This window comes from Paenibacillus sp. FSL M7-0656, assembly GCF_038003225.1.
Classification (GTDB): Bacteria; Bacillota; Bacilli; order Paenibacillales; family Paenibacillaceae; genus Paenibacillus; species Paenibacillus amylolyticus.
The window spans coordinates 6676934-6693218 of the sequence record NZ_JBBOOT010000001.1; the positions used below are offsets into that span (position 1 = coordinate 6676934).

At 42.1% G+C, this 16285-nt stretch carries 15 protein-coding genes and 3 pseudogenes; 14 read left to right on the forward strand and 4 right to left on the reverse strand.

Features of this window, described 5'->3' with window-relative positions; genetic code table 11:
- Nucleotides 1–222 precede the first annotated feature (222 nt).
- From MHI01_RS29150 to MHI01_RS29185, 8 genes and pseudogenes are all read left to right on the forward strand, one after another.
- Nucleotides 223–705 carry a GNAT family N-acetyltransferase gene (locus tag MHI01_RS29150; RefSeq protein ID WP_047843670.1) on the forward strand — a complete coding sequence of 161 codons (483 nt, stop codon included), beginning with the start codon at nucleotides 223–225 and terminating at the stop codon, nucleotides 703–705.
- Nucleotides 706–847: 142 nt separating this feature from the next.
- Nucleotides 848–1788: pseudogene (glsA, locus tag MHI01_RS29155) on the forward strand (glutaminase A).
- A 1058-nt stretch (nucleotides 1789–2846) separates the two neighbouring features.
- Nucleotides 2847–3119, forward strand: coding sequence for a hypothetical protein (locus MHI01_RS29160; protein WP_340984688.1), 273 nt, complete (start codon nucleotides 2847–2849; stop codon nucleotides 3117–3119).
- Nucleotides 3120–3136: 17 nt separating this feature from the next.
- Entirely contained in the window at nucleotides 3137–3703 is a 567-nt protein-coding gene (locus MHI01_RS29165) for a radical SAM protein (RefSeq protein ID WP_340984923.1), read from the forward strand.
- A 146-nt stretch (nucleotides 3704–3849) separates the two neighbouring features.
- A complete protein-coding gene (locus tag MHI01_RS29170; protein ID WP_340984924.1) occupies nucleotides 3850–4176 on the forward strand; it encodes an SPASM domain-containing protein in 327 nt (108 codons plus the stop codon).
- Nucleotides 4173–4448, forward strand: coding sequence for a PqqD family peptide modification chaperone (locus MHI01_RS29175; RefSeq protein ID WP_111621113.1), 276 nt, complete (start codon nucleotides 4173–4175; stop codon nucleotides 4446–4448). Before MHI01_RS29170 ends, MHI01_RS29175 begins: the two co-directional genes overlap by 4 nt.
- A 3-nt stretch (nucleotides 4449–4451) precedes the next feature.
- Entirely contained in the window at nucleotides 4452–5126 is a 675-nt protein-coding gene (locus MHI01_RS29180; protein WP_340984689.1) for a hypothetical protein, read from the forward strand.
- A gap of 4 nt (nucleotides 5127–5130) precedes the next feature.
- A complete protein-coding gene (locus MHI01_RS29185; RefSeq protein ID WP_340984690.1) occupies nucleotides 5131–5391 on the forward strand; it encodes a DUF362 domain-containing protein in 261 nt (86 codons plus the stop codon).
- Nucleotides 5392–5423: 32 nt separating this feature from the next.
- Here MHI01_RS29185 and MHI01_RS29190 read toward each other — a convergent pair whose 3' ends face one another.
- Entirely contained in the window at nucleotides 5424–5597 is a 174-nt protein-coding gene (locus MHI01_RS29190) for a hypothetical protein (protein WP_340984691.1), read from the reverse strand.
- A gap of 268 nt (nucleotides 5598–5865) precedes the next feature.
- Between MHI01_RS29190 and MHI01_RS29195 the strand changes: the two are divergent.
- The 3 genes and pseudogenes from MHI01_RS29195 to MHI01_RS29205 form a co-directional block, all read left to right on the forward strand.
- A pseudogene (locus MHI01_RS29195) lies at nucleotides 5866–7466 on the forward strand (ATP-binding cassette domain-containing protein).
- Nucleotides 7429–7854 (forward strand): helix-turn-helix domain-containing protein, encoded by a 426-nt coding sequence (locus MHI01_RS29200; protein WP_340984693.1) that lies wholly within the window; start codon nucleotides 7429–7431, stop codon nucleotides 7852–7854. The pseudogene MHI01_RS29195 and the gene MHI01_RS29200 overlap by 38 nt, the downstream one beginning before the upstream one ends.
- 136 nt (nucleotides 7855–7990) lie before the next feature.
- Nucleotides 7991–8524 (forward strand): annotated as a pseudogene (locus MHI01_RS29205) (glutaminase); the annotation flags it as partial.
- Between the two features lie 215 nt (nucleotides 8525–8739).
- Here MHI01_RS29205 and MHI01_RS29210 read toward each other — a convergent pair.
- The 3 genes from MHI01_RS29210 to MHI01_RS29220 form a co-directional block, all read right to left on the reverse strand.
- Complete coding sequence (locus MHI01_RS29210) at nucleotides 8740–9081, reverse strand: YolD-like family protein (RefSeq protein ID WP_340984694.1); 342 nt, start codon at nucleotides 9079–9081, stop codon at nucleotides 8740–8742.
- Complete coding sequence (locus tag MHI01_RS29215; protein WP_340984695.1) at nucleotides 9078–10322, reverse strand: DNA polymerase IV; 1245 nt, start codon at nucleotides 10320–10322, stop codon at nucleotides 9078–9080. The genes MHI01_RS29210 and MHI01_RS29215 overlap by 4 nt, the downstream gene beginning before the upstream one ends.
- A gap of 493 nt (nucleotides 10323–10815) precedes the next feature.
- Entirely contained in the window at nucleotides 10816–11007 is a 192-nt protein-coding gene (locus MHI01_RS29220; RefSeq protein WP_076250913.1) for a hypothetical protein, read from the reverse strand.
- A 172-nt stretch (nucleotides 11008–11179) separates the two neighbouring features.
- Between MHI01_RS29220 and MHI01_RS29225 the strand changes: the two genes are divergently transcribed.
- From MHI01_RS29225 to MHI01_RS29235, 3 genes are read left to right on the forward strand one after another with little or no spacing between them, the layout of a single operon-like run.
- A complete protein-coding gene (locus tag MHI01_RS29225; protein WP_076328017.1) occupies nucleotides 11180–13408 on the forward strand; it encodes a hypothetical protein in 2229 nt (742 codons plus the stop codon).
- 26 nt (nucleotides 13409–13434) lie between these two features.
- Nucleotides 13435–14643 carry a HEAT repeat domain-containing protein gene (locus MHI01_RS29230; RefSeq protein ID WP_076328016.1) on the forward strand — a complete coding sequence of 403 codons (1209 nt, stop codon included), beginning with the start codon at nucleotides 13435–13437 and terminating at the stop codon, nucleotides 14641–14643.
- A 22-nt stretch (nucleotides 14644–14665) separates the two neighbouring features.
- A complete protein-coding gene (locus tag MHI01_RS29235) occupies nucleotides 14666–16066 on the forward strand; it encodes a glycosyltransferase family 2 protein (protein WP_174806433.1) in 1401 nt (466 codons plus the stop codon).
- Nucleotides 16067–16285: the final 219 nt, after the last annotated feature.

The window sequence follows — 16285 nt, forward strand, 5'->3', positions numbered from 1 at the left end:
TCATCTTAAAAAGCAAATTAAAAAACAAAGTAAACAAAGCGGTCTCCAGTTGAGGCCGCTTTTTGGTATCTACAGTGGTCAGATTGCTGACTTAGTTGGCCTATCGGATCATCTGGCTGCCTGCAAGCGTGTTGCCTTGTGTGCATTCCATCATTCGCATCTGTTATACTCTAGGTGAATTCAACAAGACCAAGATAAGTTATGTACCCCAGAGGAGGCATCATGAAGTTCATTAAATACACACAACCTGATTTTGATGATTATTATGCATTGGTTTCCAATATGGAAGTAATGAAACAGATTACAGAACGTGCAATACCGGAGCAAGAGGCGAGAACGCAATTTGAGTCCATGCTGGAGTTTAATGAGCGTTCCACTTGTGGACATTACCGAGTATATAGTGAAGATGGTGCCGGTGTGGCGTATGCCAAATTGATTCCGGATCAGGAGGACCCGACCAAGGCTGAGATAGGTTACATGATCCTACCTGAACATTGGGGCAAAGGTCAAGGCACATCCATTGCGTCACGGTTGATTATTCAGGCACAAGCCGCAGGGATTGGATCACTCTATGCAGTTATCGATCCGGGTAACGCTGCTTCTCGCCGGATCTTGACCAGACAGAACTTTGTATCCACATGGACAGGCGATTACGATGGTCTTCCTGGTGAGATCTTGGAGTTAAATCTTCAAATGAAGCGGTAAAGGAACTGTTCTGAGGGTAATCAGATAATATAGGGCATCTTGCATGATGCAGATGAGCTCATTATCACCATGGTGCATGGGTTCACCCATGTACATTTCATGCAAGATGCTTGCTTATATAGAGATGTGGAGGAGATGACATATGAGCAATTCAACCATGGAACGTCTGAATGCATTGCTGCCGGAGTGGCTGGAGACAAGTCGTTTGCACACCGGGCAGGGTAAGGTGGCCTCTTATATCCCGGAGCTTGTGAAAGCCTCTCAGGATGAGCTCGGTATACATATCATGGACGCCGAAGGAAACTATGTGTCAGCAGGGGATTGCGGTGTCCCATTTACGATGCAAAGTATCTCCAAAGTATTTACCCTTATTCTGGCCCTGATGGATCATGGGGAAGAAGCGGTTTCTTTAATGTAGGAAAAGAACCGACAGGCGACGATTACGATTCGATGATCAAGCTTGAATTGGTTGAACCCGGAATCCCATTTAATCCATTAATCAATGCGGGTGCGATTACGGTGTCTTCTCTTGTTGGAGGAGATTGTAAGGAAGAGAAATCACGGCGTATTCTGGAGTTTTTCCGCAAACTGGCGAATAATGATCAGCTGGGCTATAACGAAGAGGTATTCCAGTCCGAATCGGAGAGCGGTCATATGAATCGTTCACTTGGCTACTTTTTGAAGCACAACGGGGTCATTAAGGATGATGTTGAAGACGTGCTTGCCGTGTATTTCCGTCATTGCTCCATTGAAGTGACGTGTGCAGATCTGTCTCGAATGTCACTCGTTCTGGCCTATAATGGAACAGATCCAATTACGGGAGAAGAACTCATCCCTCGTCGCTATGTTCAGATTGCCAAAACCTTCATGACCACCTGTGGTATGTATAATGCATCAGGCGAATTTGCCATCGAGGTCGGCTTGCCCGCCAAAAGTGGAGTATCCGGTGGAATTCTGACCCTTGTACCGGGACAATTCGGCATAGGTCTTGTTGGCCCGGCTCTGAATCGCAAAGGCAACAGTATTGCCGGTGTGCATCTGCTGGAGCGTCTGTCCAAGGAATTCGACTGGAGCTTTTTCTAAGAAGTTTTCAGAAAAAAAAGCTTTACCCTTATATGTAGCCGATGAATCACGTATCTGATATTTTGCTTCTTTAGAACGAAGTGAATGGTCTGGATATGTCTCGTCGGCTGCTTTTGGTATTCATCAGGATGTGTAGGAAGGTAGTCCTGCACTCCAAAAACAGTTGAGACATATGTGAGAAAATTGAATTTTTAAAGCCATTAATCTGAAACTCCCGTTTATCTGACGAATTACGACTCTTTATTTTTAAGATATAGGATAAAGGAACTATGTACAATTTAGTAGAAAATATTGTAATCTATTGGATAATAATTGCATTTTTAAAATATTATGTTGTAGGCGAATTGGTAAGAATGTTTTCAAGAATCTATTTGTACTTTGCGTAGCACTAATTACCATTGTAACTCTAAGTACTTCAGTATCAGCCGAACAAGGACAAGAAAACGAAAAACAAATTGTGCAAGTAGTTAAATTTTCTAAAGAAACAAATTTCGAAAACATAGTTGAGTTAGCCTTACAACAAAAAGGTCTTCATATACAAAACCTCTAATGCTTAACACTTCCTCTTCTAATATTCTTGATTAAATTGTTACAAATTGAATAAAAATCCAACTAAAACATATTTTAATTCATTTTCTGAAAATATATCAAGACCTAAATGTGTATTGTGAATGATAAATTCCTTTAATTAGAATAGGGTACTGAGTTTTTAGTTTTGGCAAGAAATCTTCTACAATGCAAGTAAGTTGATTTTGCTTGAAAGGAGGTGATATCTATGAAACCTTATTCAAAACCTGAGGTCTTTATCATGTCTATTAAGGGTCAAGCTTCTTGCGCATGTGGGTGTGGTTTTGTTGCAGGATCAGGCTCAGGTTAGGTTCTCTTTCTGTAATATCTGCCTGTTACAATCTTAAAAAGTCACCGAGAACAGGCAGAATTAACACCTCTAAACATAGTTTTAGATTTGATTTCATGTAACAATTAGTTGAAAAGTTTTCATAGGCATGAAATAAAAACGTACGTTAGAGATAAGATATTCTGAAATGGAGGTTATCACATTGGAGAAATTATCATTTCCAGAGCTATCGATTTATAGAGAGAGTAATGATTATATAATTCATAATTTTCAATTGAATAGCTGGGTGGTTCTTAATGAAAAAGAATATATGATCGCTTCAGAATTGATTTTCAATAAGAAGTCAGTTGGTGAATTGATTGGAGTGATAGAAGATAAAAACCTTGTAAAATACGTTGTAAATTTATTACTTCTATATAAAATCGGTTTTAGAGGAGAACTCCCCAGGATTATAATGATTATTTTTCAAATGTGAATAATAGTTTGGAAGGTATGAAGCCTAGTGTTGTTTATTTTGTCACTACATACAAGTGCAATTTAAACTGCATATATTGTTATGCGGAAAGTAGTCCTCAGAGATCAATGGATGGTGATTTAACAACAGAAGAAGCACTGAACATGTTTGATGAAATTAAAGAATTAGGCGCAAAAACTATTGTCTTTACTGGCGGAGAAGCTTTCTTAAGAAAAGATATTTTCGAGTTAATGGAATATGTTAAATCTTTAAACATGAAGGTAAATGTCATAACCAATGGATCACTGATCCAAAATAAGAAAAAAGCTGAGAGACTATCTAAAGTGGCTAATCTTGTGACAATTAGTTTAGATTCAATGAATGAAAATGAACATGATTTAAACAGAGGGAAAGGGACTTGGGCGAAGGCAAAAAATGCAATTGATTTATTACTAGAATCAGGCTGTAATATAAAAATCAATCAGACCATCACAAAAAACAATCTGTTTTCATCTGAACAAATTTTAAAGTTCACCAAAAGAAATAAAATACAATTAAAGATCATACCAACTTCTTCTTTAGGAAGGGGAAAAATGATGAGCTAAGTCAAAGCTTAAATCAGGATGAAAGAAGAGAATTCGAAAAAGAATTATACAGATTAAGTGAGGAAGACCTTGAAAACAATAATTATTCTTCTATTAAGCAATTTGAACATAGAAAACATTGTGGACATGGTTCGGGTGAATTTTCAATAGATAGCAAAGGAAACGTTTACTTATGCAAATTAATGCATGAACCAAATATGTTAGCAGGGAATATTAAAGTACAAGAACTCAGTAAAATATATCATCAATCTCCGCTTTTTATCGAAGCTCGGAAGCGGACCGTGTATAACTTGCCAGAATGTAAAAAATGTACCTTTAAAGAATTTTGTGGAGGAGGATGTAGGGCAATTCAAGCTTCTGAAACAGGTGACATAAACGGAACGAATTACCTTGAATGTATTTATATTAGAAAGAGCTTTAGGAAGCAAATGTGGAACTATTTCAAAAAAAGTAAGAAGGAGGTTTTGATATGATAAGCTACACAATAAACGATAATTTATTTCATCAAAAAAATGATGAAGGTATTTTTATATTGTCTCCAAAAGGTGAGACGATAATATTAAAAGATGAAGTAGCCTGTACAATATTCGATTTATTCAATTTGAACGAAACAATGACTTTATCTAAGATATACGAAATCTTAAGAGGCAAATTTAGTATTCCAGTTGAAGATGGTGAGTTTGAAAATGATATTGTTTCGTTTATTCAGACATTGATTGGTTATCAAGTTATTAAAGGATTATAATCTATGATTAATATTTTCGCAAAAAACGCCCTTGAATCAGAGAGAGAGATCATAATAGAGATTAACGGGGACTGTATGGCTCCTTTGTTGAATCCTAAACAAAAAGTATTAATTAAACCTGTAAACAAATACACTAATATTGAAATTGGTAACGTTGTATTGTTTGAAGATAAAAGTACAAATAATTTTGTTGTTCATCGAGTTAACTACGTATTAAATGAATTTGTCATTACCTCCGGAGATAACAATCCATTTTATGACCCCATTATAAAGAAAAATGAAATATTAGGCTTAGTGTGTTCTCAATATAATCCTATCACAATAACAAACACCTTGATAAAACCTCTATATTTTATTAATTCAGTAAAAATGAATAGCAAGTTTAAAGAATATTGTTATACAGATTCACCAGAACCAATTATAAGAGAGTTAAAATCGTTAAATTATTCAATAGTTGCAATTCATAATAAAGCAAAAATACATCTGATAGAGTCAGATATTATAAAGACAACTCCAGTAGCTTACTTCTTTGGTTATGAATTTAATGATGATAAGCATAATCATATTCCAAAAAATTTAACTGATGCTATATTAAGGACGGAAGTGTTTCCGCAACAATCAAATATTGAAGATGAAATTAATGCAATAAATTTTTTATATGGCAAAGGAGATTATTAACTATATGGCATATGTTATCACGGAACCTTGTTTAAAACATAAAGATTCACGTTGCATAAATGTCTGTCCAGAGAACGCCATACAAACTTTTGATGGTAGTAATCAATACTTCATTGATCCAGACAAGTGTACAGATTGTGGTATTTGTGATTTAGCATGTCCTGTAGCAGCAATATTTCCAGAAGAACTAGTGCCGCCAAATTGGAAGCATTATATTGAGATAAACAAGGACATATTCTTAAAGAATGATTATAGACAAACATAAAACTGCATTAAAAAGTAACAAAACAATTACGGCTATTTGTATACCTCAAGTAGTTCATAATGTTTTCCCCTTTTAATCAAGACAAAACGTAATTTTCCTTTTCTAAGATTTTGGTCTTCTGCCAAAGGCATAACTGGTAATAAACAGCGTTCCTTTTTTAAAAATAAGGGAACGCTGTTTATTTTCTTTGATTCTATTTCATTCACAATGCATAAAGTTTTCATTTGTTTTCTCGAGAAAGAATGACATACCTTCTAAAATTTTCGAACACATTTTGAGGGCTTTACGAGGTTCTTGGGTAGCCATCTCTACTAAGCATAATTAATAATTTTGGTAATGGATAACTAGCTTATTTAGTGAAATTTCAAAATTTTTTCATATTTTTTCCTAATTACATTGAAAATAAAGGAAATGAATGTTATCATTTGGTTATCTAAAAAGTGGAGGGGGATGCTTATAATGAGAAATTTAATCATGCAGAACAGGAAATTCGTAGCTATAACGCTTGTGTTAGTTATCTTAACTTCTATTACAGCTACAATTACTCCTATAATTATTCAGGCTTTATCAAATCAAACTAATGGTATGAACATAAATGTATTTGGAATTATTATAGGAGCCATGATTGTTTCATTTATTTTACAATTTGCTTTACTGATTTATCGACAAAATTATACTGCTAAATTCAATACGGAACACTTATCGTCCCTTTTAAAAAAGATGTATAAGATGAACTATGATGCATACAACAAACTTGAACCAACTTACTTAATTAACAGAATTTTTTCCGCTGTCGATTCTTTGTATTTATTCATGATCACAAGTTTTGAAGGTATAACCCGGGCAACATTTATTATTTTGGTTTCTCTTATCTTAGCTTTTTCAGTTCATTGGCTTGTATTTTCGATATTGTTACTCCTGATACCAATTAATCTTTTTGGCTTCCGATATATTAACAAACGGTTGAAGTTTAAAATGGAAGCTCTGCAGTCTGAAGGTGCGATCGCTAACAAAGACCTCGTATCCACACTATCTAATGTTGACAATATCAAACAACTTTTCGAATATAAGACTCTAGAAAATATCGTTGTACCAACTATTGGAAAGATGTATCGAACATTAGCCAATACTAATAAATTTGCTCAGGGATCAAGTGCAATCATTGATTTTATAAATCAGCTTTTTCAAAATATAATATACCTGTCGATTACTTATTCGATTATCCAAAACTGGCTACCAATGAGCAGTATCGTTATTATCGGAATTGTTCTCCCTTTATTCTTCAATTCATTGAAAGGGTTAACTGAGGCGAATATAAATTTCAAAACTTTAGAAACCAGTCTTGATTTTGTTAAAAATGACTTAGACAACAATGTAGAGGATGATGGTACACTAGAGGTAAATGCAATTGAATCGATTACATTTGAAGATCCAGAGTTTAAGCTTGCCGATTTGGAGATCCATTACCGACTACAAGAGAAGTTATCTAAAGGTCAGGTAGTATACTTACAAGGTCGTTCAGGTTCAGGAAAATCATCTTTATTGAAACTCTTACTTAAATTTCGACATAGTGCTGGAATCAAAATAAACAATATACCAATAGAAAAAATAAGTAACTACTCACTGAGATCCAGAATTGCATATCTGTCCCAAAACACTACAATCCTATCCAGAAGTTTAGAGGAGAATATTGGCTTTGGTCATTTGCTCACAAATGAGGAAAGAGAATATATAGAAAAATCTAGGATTCTAGATCCAATTTTTAAAACAAAGAACTGGGATACAATATTAATGGAAAACGGGGCGAATTTATCAGGGGAGAAAAACAAAGAGTTGCTATTGCTAGAATGTTGCTAAAAGACTCGGATGTATATATATTAGACGAATGTACCAGTAGTATTGATCAAAATTCAGCGGATGATATATTTAATACACTGCTGAAATATTCAAAAGATAAGATTGTTATATATACTTCTCATGATATAAATTCTATTAAGCATGCAAATAATATTATTTCAATAGAGACGGAGAACAAGGATGAAGAGTTATTGGACAGTCGAGGATTTGGCAAATGAATTACAAGTAACGACTAGAACTATAAGAAATTACTTGAAATCTGGTGAATTAACAGGATCAAAAGTTGGAGGACAATGGCGTTTCACATTAGACGATGTAAGAAAGTTAACTGGAGTCACAAATCCGATAATTGAGTTCTCTGAATCGTCAGTAAGCTCTGATTCATTTCAAGAATCACTGGTAGCATTCAACGTTCCCATCAAAAAAACTGAAGATTTGTTGACTATGCGCGAACAAATTATTGAACAATATAATCAAGTATATTTTGGAAATAACCGAAAGTTCTATTTCGAATTGATATCACAAACTCATTTTAGAGTAGTACTATCTGGATCTAGGAAGTATACTTTAAATTTCGGATCGTGGATTGAACAAAATTTCTTTTAAGATAGAAGTATTTTGTATTAATTAAGATATGCGTACTAAATAATTATAGAAATTGAAAAGGGTGGGGTGAGTAAGCCTCACCCGGCCTGATCTCAACGATTCTGGAATTTCACCATGTTCACCAGAACAGATGAGCGAAGAGAAATCCCGCCGCATTCTGGAGTTTTTCCGCAAACTGGCGAATAATGATCAGCTGGGCTATAACGAAGAGGTATTCCAGTCCGAATCGGAGAGTGGTCATATGAATCGTTCACTTGGCTACTTTTTGAAGCACAACGGGGTCATTAAGGATGACGTTGAAGACGTGCTTGCCGTGTATTTCCGTCATTGCTCCATTGAAGTGACGTGTGCAGATCTGTCTCGAATGTCACTCGTTCTAGCCTATAATGGAACAGATCCAATTACGGGAGAAGAACTCATCCCTCGTCGCTATGTTCAGATTGCCAAAACCTTCATGACCACCTGTGGTATGTATAATGCATCAGGCGAATTTGCCATCGAGGTCGGCTTGCCCGCCAAAAGTGGAGTATCCGGAGGGATATTGACCCTTGTACCGGGACAATTCGGCATAGGTCTTGTTGGCCCGGCTCTGAATCGCAAAGGCAACAGTATTGCCGGCGTGCATCTGCTCGAGCGTCTGTCCAAGGAGTTCGACTGGAGCTTTTTCTAAGAAGTTTTTTAAAAAAAGAAACTATACCCTCATATGTAGCCGATGAATCACGTATCCGATATTTTGCTTCTTTAGAACGAAGTGAATGGTCTGGATATGTCTCGTCGGCTACTTTTGGTATTCACCAGGGAGTGTAGGAAGACAGTCCTGCATGGCAACGGCAATGCTGCACCTATCATGGAACATCCGCAACATCGGGGTGGGTATATCTCCCTTCAGTCATCGGCTAGGGCCACATCTGTAATGAGGTTCATCTGAATATCCCGGGACCCATCTTCCATCAGCAGTCTGAGGGTACGAGCCGGACGGTCCAGTCGAAGCACTTGCCCCGTGTAACGAATATCATCATGTTCGTGAAACAACGTAATAATGGCCCTATCTCCAAGCATCATCGAGTTGCTGAGCAAACGGGACATTTCTTCCGCGGCCTGGGCATCCAGAGATGGGCGGGTACGAGGAGCAAGTTGTTCCTGATGAAGAATGTAAGCTTCCCGGTGTTCGGGGAGCATCATGCGTGAGGACTCGAAGATACCGTTTTGCTGCAATTTTTTACTCATTTATAATGACCTGCAATTTTATGAGAACGCTCATGGGCTTGCGCGGACGAGCAGAGGGAAGATGCCCGCATAATGGCAGTATCTCCGTACCTGCGCTTGATATCATCCGTGGCACGTTCCAGTTCTCTTTTGCGTTCGCGGTCATCAAACCAGGACAGCTGCACTTCGGAATCGGGTACAAGTCCGGTCAATGACACGCTGATGCGGCGGATGGGTAATCCGTCCCAATGGCGCAGGAACAGAGCTGCTGCCGCATCGTATACTTCATCCGTAATGTTGGTGGGTTCATTCACCTTCATCTGGCGGGAGAAACCGGTTGGCCGATCATAATCCTGTCCGCGACATCCAACCGAGACCACATGGCCCATGAGTGATTTGTCACGGGAACGTCGACTGACGAGTTCCGCCAGTTCAAGCAGTACCACTTTGATATCTTCCCAGGAGTCATAGTCCCGGGGCAGCGTCATTTGATGTCCGATCCCCTGCTGCTGATGAGCATAGGTCCCGGGTTTGACCGGGGAATCGTCAATACCACGGGCGATACGCCACAGTACCTCGCCATTCACACCCCAACGTTCTCTCAGTCGGGACAGAGGGGTCTGGGCCAGATCACCAATCGTATGGACCCCCATTTTATAGAGATGCTGCGCCATGCGGGAACCTACCATGAACATGTCTCGTACAGGCTTCTGCCAGATGGTGGACGGCAGATCTTTGCGAGGCAACGTGCAGATGCCTCCGGGGACTTTTTTGGCATACAGATCGCAGGCCATCTTGCTAACGACTTTGGTATCACTGATGCCGATCCGAATGTATACACCCGTCTCATCCATCACCCTCGATTGAATGCTGCGCGCAATCGTCTCGGGACTGCCGAACAGATCCAGGCTTCCGGTGACATCGAGAAACTGTTCATCAATACTATAGGGTTCCACCAGATCGGTGTAAGACTGAAGGATACGCGTAATATGAAGGGATACCCGAATGTACTCGGCCATCCGGGGGCGAACAACAACAACATCTGGACATTTGGCGAGCGCTTCGCCCAGTCGTTCTGCTGTCGTAATTCCATAGGACTTGGCGAGTGGACAGGCCGCAAGAATAATACCCGAACGGCGCGCCGGATCTCCCGCGACTACGAGGGGGCGGTCCTTGTATTCGGGATGTGCAGACTTCTCCACACTGGCATAGAATGACTGGCAGTCTGCCAGCATGATGACACGTCTGTCTTGGCGAGGCATAAGACTTCTCTCCTTATCCGTGATGCTAAGCTCATCTGTTAAGCATCAATGATCTTCATTTGAACATCGATAATTAACAGTTTATTTACAGTATGGAACAAGTGTTCTTGTTTTATAAGCATATCTGACAATTCGAAATGCGGCAACCGGAATTATTTTGTAAATTGGACACAATTATGGGTTAGCCATATTAGAGGCAGAAATTAGGAAATAAGATGTGCTTTTTTACATTTAATGTGAGAGATCTGTGACCTCTGGGTGATGACCGGGCGTTCATTTAGGTTTTTGTAAAAGGTTTATAAATGGGTACAGTCCTATAGAGGGGGACTGACGTCCTTTTTTGGTTTTCTGCATTTTTCAGAAAACCTTGATGTGACGCGGAATATCGCTGATGCGTTATCGGACTATAGTATCAATTTTGTAATCTTTATGGTTAATACTGTAAAAAGGTCCGCAACTTTAACATATGACTCGCGTTTAATGGGGTATGTGTTCAAACGGCAAACGTTGCCTGTACCCGCGTTGCACATAACAATAAAGGTTCCAGAAGTGCAAGATCAGCAGGCCATTTAATCCATGCGATTCCAGCAAATATTAGCGTTTGGGAATCAGTCGTATCCTGGAGGCTTTCGGGTGCTAGTTGATGGCGCTTTTTACGAATTATGGGCAGAATGTTCCATTTCATGTTTGCTTCCATCAGCCTAGTTACAAATGCAGAGTCTTAGCGCTATAGTGAGAACTACACCGCTGACATCTCTACCAAGCGGACATCCGAAGCGGAAAGATTCGTAAACTTCATGTTGGACCATTCGATGTTGAAGCAGGATGCATATTAGAGAGGTGAGCAATCTAAAGACATGAGCAGACAAAGACGAAGACGCTGGTTATTAACGGTGTTGACAGGAGCAGTGGTGGTGACCGGTGGAATATTTGCCGGATGGCACTATATGCAACCCAAGCTCGTTACGTACACAGCGGAGAACGGCACGGAGATGAAATTCAAGACCGATGGAGACCGGTTCATGGAATACGGGCCAGATGGAACGTGGAGGGAGATGTTCGTCAAAGGTGTCAACCTGGGCGCAACTTCACCGGGGCATTACCCGGGAGAATTCCCGCTGACCAAAGAGGATTACTTGCGGTGGTTCCAGCAGATCGAGGATCTGGGAGCCAATGTAATCCGGGTATACACGGTTCACGAACCGATTTTCTACTCCGCATTAGTCGAATATAACCGCGGCCGGGAGCAACCGTTATATTTTATACAGGGCATATGGTCACCTGAAGAAGAGCTGATTGAGAAACAGGATGCCTACGCGGCCCATATTGAGCAGACGTTCAAGCAGGAGATTGAAAAGGCCGTATCTGCTGTCTATGGCGATGCGGACATTCCTGCCAAGCAGGGAGAGTCCAGCGGCAAATACAAAACGAATGCAGGAAAATACCTGATGGCCTGGCATGTGGGGACGGAATGGGACCCGGCAATGGTAGACAACACAAACGCAAAACATGCGGACGTGCCGCAGTACAAGGGAGTTCATTTCTCGGCGAGTCCAGAAGCGTCACCGTTCGAGAACTGGCTGGCAGAGCTGCTGGATCATACGGCGGTCCTGGAGAAGAAGTATGGGTGGGAACATCCGATGACCTTCACCAACTGGGTAACGACCGATGTGCTGGATCATCCCGGCGAGCCGCTGTATGAAGAGGATCTCGTCAGTGTGGATGCCCGACATATTCAGCCGGAGGCGTGGCAGGGAGGTTATTTTGCAGCCTACCATGTGTACCCGTATTACCCGGATCTGTTCCATATCGATAAAACGCTCCAAACCATCAAGGATGAGAACGGTGAGTACAACACGTACAAAAGTTATCTGCGCAAGCTGAAAGCCGAGTTTTCCGATATGCCTGTAATGATTACAGAGTATGGCGTACCCTCTTCTCTTGGTATTTCCCATCTGGGTATGGGAGGACGGAATCAGGGTGGACATAACGAAGTAGAGCAGGGAGATATCGACGCGTCACTGACGCAGGATATCTATGATGAAGGATACTCGGGAGCAATTGTGTTCATGTGGCAGGATGAATGGTTCAAAAAAACATGGAACACGATGCCACTGGAAATCCCGGCTGATCGCCGTGCATATTGGCTGAACGTGCTGACAAACGAGAAGATGTTTGGTCTGCTTGCCATGGACCCGGGTAAACAGGAACAGTTGACCATCGACGGATCACTGGATGACTGGGATGATCTGAAGGTTGAAGAGGTCACGACCTGGCAGGGCCAAGTGGACGGCATTCAGGAAATGAAGATGACTCATGATGAAGCCTATCTGTATATTGGGCTGACCTTGGATCAACCGTTTGACCCGGAGAAGACAGTGCTGCGAATTGGCACAGATACACTTGCTGGAGGCAGTCAGCCTGACAAGTTACTCCCGGGCCGGACACTCAGTGATGGTCTTGAGACAGTGATTACACTGGGGCAGGATGAAGAATCACAGGTGGAGATTGCCAAGGATTATGACTTTAATCAGCGTCTGTACGGCAAAGAAGGATACGATATGCTGCCAGATCAGCAGTCAGATTCCGCAGATAATCCGTTCCACCCATGGAATCTGGCAGTCAGCCTGAGGATGACACCGCCGGATACCCGATCTGCTCAACCGTTCATGAATGAAAAGGTCGGAACATTGAAGCGAGGAACGACGGCTCCCGGCCAGCCTGATACGGATTCATTAACGTCATGGCAGTATAACGGCAATCAGGTGGAGATGCGAATTCCCTGGATGCTGCTTGGGTTCGGTGATCCGAGTTCGCTGCAAGCGATCGACTATGGACCGCTCAAGAATGGACGTGAGTTCTCCACAGTTGCTGTGGAAGGCGTTACCCTCATTCCGTGGTTAACGGACCGCGCCACGAAGAAAGTATCTTGGCCTGGGGGTGAACAGACGACCCTGGATCTGAAGACATTGCCGGTATATAGCTGGCAGCCTTGGGAGCAGGTGCAGTATAGTGAACGCCTGAAGCTAAGCTACGAAAAAATGAAGAAGAGTTATGAAAAAATTCCTAGTTTTCAGATCGAATAAATGAGTATAAAGGAGGACCTTTTCACATGTTTCCAAGTTTGGCTTTGGCCTATCTGTTTTTGTACATCTGTATCGCACTTGTTGTTGTAGGCGTCATCGTATTGTTTGCCATGAAAATGTCCCACAATGGCAAACGACGTAAGACGGCATTTTATGAATTGAAGCAGCGTGACTATTTCACCTATCTGCAAACAGCCTTGACTGAGAATAGTCCACTCAGATTGCCACCAGGCAAACTGGCTCCGCTGGAACGCAGAGTCATTCAGGACAGACTGATTGAATGGATCGACCAGTTCAAGGGTGAGTATCGCGACAAATTAATCGCACTGTGCCGTGAAGCAGGATTCGTAGAGCATGATCTGAAGGAACTGGGCCGTCTGCGTTATGGTCGCCAGATTGATGCGGCTTATCGCTTGGGTGGCATGCGTTGTCCCGAAGCCGTTCCGGGTTTGATGGAATTACTGAAGGATGAGAAACCGGGCCCGATGGCCATTATGATTGGTCGATCCATCTCCAGATGTACGACTCGGCAAGGTGAACTGAAAGACATGCTCGCTTTGCTGTTAACCAAAGGTAAGTCCATTCACCATCTGGCAGCAGATATTCTGCTCGAAACGAGTCTGGATACGAGCAGAATTCTAATTGAATTGCTGGAAGACCGGAATCCTGATTTTGTCAAAGTCGGACTGGTTGCCATGTGGGGACAGGCTGTACCTGAAGTGATGCCTGCACTCGACAGACTGGTAGGCGCAGAACATCAGGATGTACGTGCCGAGGCAGTGAAGCTGTATCTTAGCGCAAGTCCGGCACTCCGGGATGAGACAATCCTGAAGCTGATCCAGGACCCCGATCCGGAAGTTCGCGCCGAAGTGGTACAAGCGCTTGGTTACAAGCATGCATCTGGCAGCATTCCATTGCTGCGCAAAGCGCTTCGGGATGAAGACTGGAGAGTTCGATATAACAGTGCGGAGAGTCTGAGCAAGCTCGGTGAACCGGGATTCGAAGCGCTGTGTCAGGCTGCGGTGCAAGGTACAGTTGCTGAGCGCGAGATTGCGATGCAGCAGATTGAGAGTACCATGCAGCACACGAGAACCGATGACAGAGCTGTAGAGCAGATGATTGCACATAACAAAAAAAGACTGCTGTACGATCGCTATTTTGGCCCTGTACGAGAGAACAGAACCAGCAAGAAACGTCCAGGTGTCGCTACGGTAGGAGGGGATTACACTGCTTAGGGATCTACTATTAATCTACGGCATGGTCGCGATCTACTATGTTGTTTTTGTAAATACGCTCTATTTTTCCATTCTGGCCTTATCGTTCCGTAACATCTGGACGATCTTCCGGCGGTCGCATTATTCCAAATACAATACATTGTCAGGCTCGGAACTGGTACCTTCCGTTTCTCTGCTGGTACCGGCATACAACGAGGAACTGACGATTATTGAAAATGTGAACTGCCTGATGACGCTGAATTATCCAACGTATGAAGTCATTGTTGTGAATGATGGCTCCAGTGATGCGACACTGAATATCCTGTTGGAAGAATATCGTCTGAAGCCAGTACCCAATACGAAGATTCGGGGCAAGATCGCCTGTCAGAAAATTCGTGGGATCTACCATAATCCAGAGTTCCCGGATCTGTATGTCATTGACAAAGAAAACGGCGGTAAGGCCGATTCCCTCAATGCCGGGATCAACCTGTCCCATTATCCGTTGATCTCTTCCATCGATGCTGATTCGTTGCTGGAGAAAGATGCCCTCATCCGCATGGCACGGATGTATATGGAGAATCCGGAAGAGACGGTAGCCATCGGTGGAGATGTACGGATCGCCAATGGCTGCAAAATTGAAAACGGGGCAGTGCAAGATGTATCGCTGCCACGCAAGATCTGGCCCATGTTCCAGTCGATTGAATATCTCAAAGCCTTCCTGGGTGGACGGATTGGCTGGAGTCACATGAACGGTCTGATCATTGTCTCCGGTGCCTTCGGTATGTTCCGTAAGGACGCTGTAATCGCCGTAGGTGGATACCGGGATGGTTATCCTGGGGAAGACATGAACATCATCATCAAACTTCACCGTTACATGCTGGAAAACAAATTGAAGTACCGCATTGCCTTCTGTCCTGAGGCCGTATGTTGGACGCAGGCACCGGATTCCTACCGGATCTTGTCCAGTCAGCGTAAGCGCTGGGGCCGCGGGAATCTGAAGAACATGATCGAGAATCGTGGCATGTTGTTCAATCCAAAATATAAGGTTATGGGTATGGTGACCATGCCATATAACGTCCTTTTTGAAGCGCTCAACCCGTATTTCCGGATTACCGGACTTCTGGCTCTCGCTGGATATGTCCTTCTGGATATGACGCAATGGCCGATTCTGGTTCTGTTCGGACTGCTGAACTTTGTGAGTGGTTATCTGCTGAGTGTAGGCGCACTTGTCCTGGAGGAGATTGCTTTCAAACGTTACAACAAACTCTCCGATCTGGTCAAAATGCTCGTCTACTCCGCGCTGAAATTCGTGGGTTACCACCAGCTCGGCGTACTGTGGAGATTGCAGGGACATGTGCAGTTCATGCAAAACAACAACTCATGGGGTACCATGACACGTCAAAGCTGGTCCGAGGATGAGAAGAAAACAAGCGAAGCCGCTTGATTAAAGAATAATCAAAGCAATTATATGTCCAACTAGACATTTACACGATAACGGAGAGGGCAGAAAAAGCCTGAAGAAGCGAAGCGTGCACCTAAAAGCTTTCTGAAAGAAAGCTGCATCGAAAGCATACCTTTATCCCCGGATTTCTCCTTGTATAAAGGAATCAAAAAATCTGGGGATAACAGTGATCGAAAGGCTGTTCTGTCATCGGAGTGTCAG

What these genes read in the sequence shown, in the direction of transcription:
- MHI01_RS29225 (WP_076328017.1), top strand. Translation starts at nt 11,180, where the DNA reads ATGAGCAGACAAAGACGAAGACGCTGGTTATTAACGGTGTTGACAGGA.
- MHI01_RS29185 (WP_340984690.1), top strand. Translation starts at nt 5,131, where the DNA reads ATGGCATATGTTATCACGGAACCTTGTTTAAAACATAAAGATTCACGT.
- MHI01_RS29235 (WP_174806433.1), top strand. Translation starts at nt 14,666, where the DNA reads ATGGTCGCGATCTACTATGTTGTTTTTGTAAATACGCTCTATTTTTCC.
- MHI01_RS29165 (WP_340984923.1), top strand. Translation starts at nt 3,137, where the DNA reads ATGAAGCCTAGTGTTGTTTATTTTGTCACTACATACAAGTGCAATTTA.
- MHI01_RS29175 (WP_111621113.1), top strand. Translation starts at nt 4,173, where the DNA reads ATGATAAGCTACACAATAAACGATAATTTATTTCATCAAAAAAATGAT.
- MHI01_RS29180 (WP_340984689.1), top strand. Translation starts at nt 4,452, where the DNA reads ATGATTAATATTTTCGCAAAAAACGCCCTTGAATCAGAGAGAGAGATC.
- MHI01_RS29200 (WP_340984693.1), top strand. Translation starts at nt 7,429, where the DNA reads ATGAAGAGTTATTGGACAGTCGAGGATTTGGCAAATGAATTACAAGTA.
- MHI01_RS29230 (WP_076328016.1), top strand. Translation starts at nt 13,435, where the DNA reads ATGTTTCCAAGTTTGGCTTTGGCCTATCTGTTTTTGTACATCTGTATC.
- MHI01_RS29215 (WP_340984695.1), bottom strand. Translation starts at nt 10,322, where the DNA reads ATGCCTCGCCAAGACAGACGTGTCATCATGCTGGCAGACTGCCAGTCA.
- MHI01_RS29220 (WP_076250913.1), bottom strand. Translation starts at nt 11,007, where the DNA reads ATGAAATGGAACATTCTGCCCATAATTCGTAAAAAGCGCCATCAACTA.
- MHI01_RS29210 (WP_340984694.1), bottom strand. Translation starts at nt 9,081, where the DNA reads ATGAGTAAAAAATTGCAGCAAAACGGTATCTTCGAGTCCTCACGCATG.
- MHI01_RS29150 (WP_047843670.1), top strand. Translation starts at nt 223, where the DNA reads ATGAAGTTCATTAAATACACACAACCTGATTTTGATGATTATTATGCA.